The sequence below is a fragment of the Nonomuraea sp. NPDC003201 genome, from assembly GCF_053590415.1.
In genome coordinates, this window is the sequence record NZ_JBSFTC010000674.1 from 1 (window position 1) to 2,107 (window position 2,107).

A 2,107-nucleotide genomic window follows, 5' to 3' on the forward strand; every position below is an offset into this window, starting at 1 on the left:
CGCTGCGGCCGCGCGTCGGCTCCGGGACGGCCACGATCGTGCGCGGCGGCCACAGCCTCACCGGGCGCGTGCTGGCGCCGCTGGACACCGAGGCGGTCCGGCGCTTCGCCGCCACGTGCGGGCTGACCGACTTCGCGGTGACCGCGACCGGCTCCCCCATGCTGGCCGACCACGAGCTGGCCGTGGCCGCGATCATCGCGGCCGAGGTGCCGCAGGCGCGGATCACGCTGTCGTACGAGTTCGGCCATCCGGGGCTGCGCGAGCGCGAGCAGGCCACGATCCGCAACGCGGCGCTCGGCCCCGAGGCGGGGCGGATCGCCGACGAGGCGGCCCGGGAGCTGCAGGGGGTGCCCGTGTTCTTCGCCAGGTCGGGCGGCGGGCTGGTGTCGGCCCACTACTTCCGGCGCTACCCGCTGGCCTGCGACCTGGGCGGGACGGCGAGCCTGGCGCGCGGGCGGGCGGTGCTCCCCGGCGTCCCCGGCGAGGTGGCGGCGGCGTACGGGGCGGCGATCGGGCGGCCGGAGGCGCAGGTGGAGCGGATCGTGCAGGCGCGGGGGCGGGCGGAGCTGGACCGGGTGCTCCAGGACGCCAGGGACGAGGCGCTCACCCGCGTGGTCAGCGCGGGCGCCCTGCCCGGCTCGGCCAGGATCGCGGAGACGACCGCGAACCCGCTGTCGTACCTGCCGGACGGGCTCTACCGGGTGCGGGTGACGGCCGAGGGGACGATGCCATGAACCCGCCCATGAATCCGCTCGGGGCCGTGGTGATCGACGAGGACGGGCTCGCGCGGCTCTCGGCCGGGGCGAGGATGTTCGCGACCGGGGCGGCGGAGTCGGCGCACACCCTCACCCTCGACTGGGCGGGCTCGCTGATCGGGCCGGGCGTCGAGCTGGTGACGGCCGAAGGGCTGGCGCCGGACACGTTGTGCGTGGCGGTCAGCCTGGTCGGGTCCACGACCGCGCTGGGGGAGCAGCTGCCGAGGGGCGACGAGCCCGCCCGTGCCGTGCGGGCGCTGGAGCGCAGGCTGGGGGAGCGGGCCGGGGCCGTGGTCGCGCTCAACCTGGCCGCCGAGAACGCCCTCGTCCCGCTCATCGCGGCGGCCCAGCTGGGGGTGCCGCTGGTGGACGGCGACGGCACGGGGCGGGTGTTCCCGCTGCTGGAGCAGACGACGTACGCGCTGGGCGGGATGAGCCCGGCGCCCCTGGCGCTGGCGGGCGGATCGGGTGAGCTGGTGCTGCTGGAGACGGCCGGCGACCGGGTGGAGGAGCTGATGCGCCCCGTCGTGCTGTCGGTCGGCGGGTGGGCGGTGGCGGCCTGCTACCCGATGGCGGCCGGCGACCTGGCGCGGGTGCTCGTGCCCGGGACGGTGAGCCTGCTGCTGCGGGCGGGCGAGCCCGGCGCGCCCCGCTCGACCGCCGCGCCGTTCGGCGTGCGGACCCTGTGCAGGGGGCGGATCCTGACGGTGGAGGGCAGCACCGGGCACGGCGCCGACGTGTCGCTGCCGTCGCTGCCGTCGAGCATCGTGGTGCAGGAGACGGAGGGGCTGCGCCGGCTGGTACGGCTGGAGGCCCACAACGAGATCGTGCTCGCCCTGGCCGACGGGGCCGCGGTGGCGATGACGCCGGACCAGATCTGCATGATCTCCACGGCCGACGGGATGGTCGTGGACGTCGACAAGGCGGTGCCCGGCCTGGAGGTGGACGTCATGGTCGTGAAGGCCGCACCGGTGTGGCACACGGATCGGGGGCAGCGGCTGGGCGGGCTGCAGGCGTTCGGGATCCCGCTGTGACGGGGCCGCGGGCGGGGTGGGAGGCGCCGGTCACGGTGGCCGAGCTCGTCAACGCCGGGCCGCTGGCCGGGGCCAGGATGTACGGCTCGGGCGAGAACCCCGTGCACCAGGTGCGGATCGTGGACGAGCTGTCGGTGTTCGGGACGGTGGCGCCGCACACGGCGGTGGTCCTGATCGGGACGGCGGCCAGCGGCGGGTGGGCCGTCGAGATGGCCACCCGCCATGGTCAGACCGCCCATCAGGACGGCCTCCAGCGCGATGTCCATCGCGGTCAGGCTCTGTCTGTAGGCGTCGCCGACATGGCGCACCTCTCCGTCG

Annotated in this window: 2 protein-coding genes and 1 pseudogene; all 3 read left to right on the forward strand. The window is 76.2% G+C overall.

Going from position 1 to position 2,107, the window contains the following annotated elements:
• Window positions 1-734 (forward strand): annotated as a pseudogene (locus ACWDX9_RS62600) (hypothetical protein); the annotation flags it as partial.
• An 8-nt stretch (window positions 735-742) separates the two neighbouring features.
• Window positions 743-1,789, forward strand: coding sequence for a DUF917 domain-containing protein (locus tag ACWDX9_RS62605; RefSeq protein WP_449973334.1), 1,047 nt, complete (start codon window positions 743-745; stop codon window positions 1,787-1,789).
• A partial coding sequence (locus ACWDX9_RS62610; protein ID WP_449973335.1) for a hypothetical protein occupies window positions 1,786-2,107 on the forward strand: 322 nt, incomplete at its 3' end. The genes ACWDX9_RS62605 and ACWDX9_RS62610, both read left to right, overlap by 4 nt.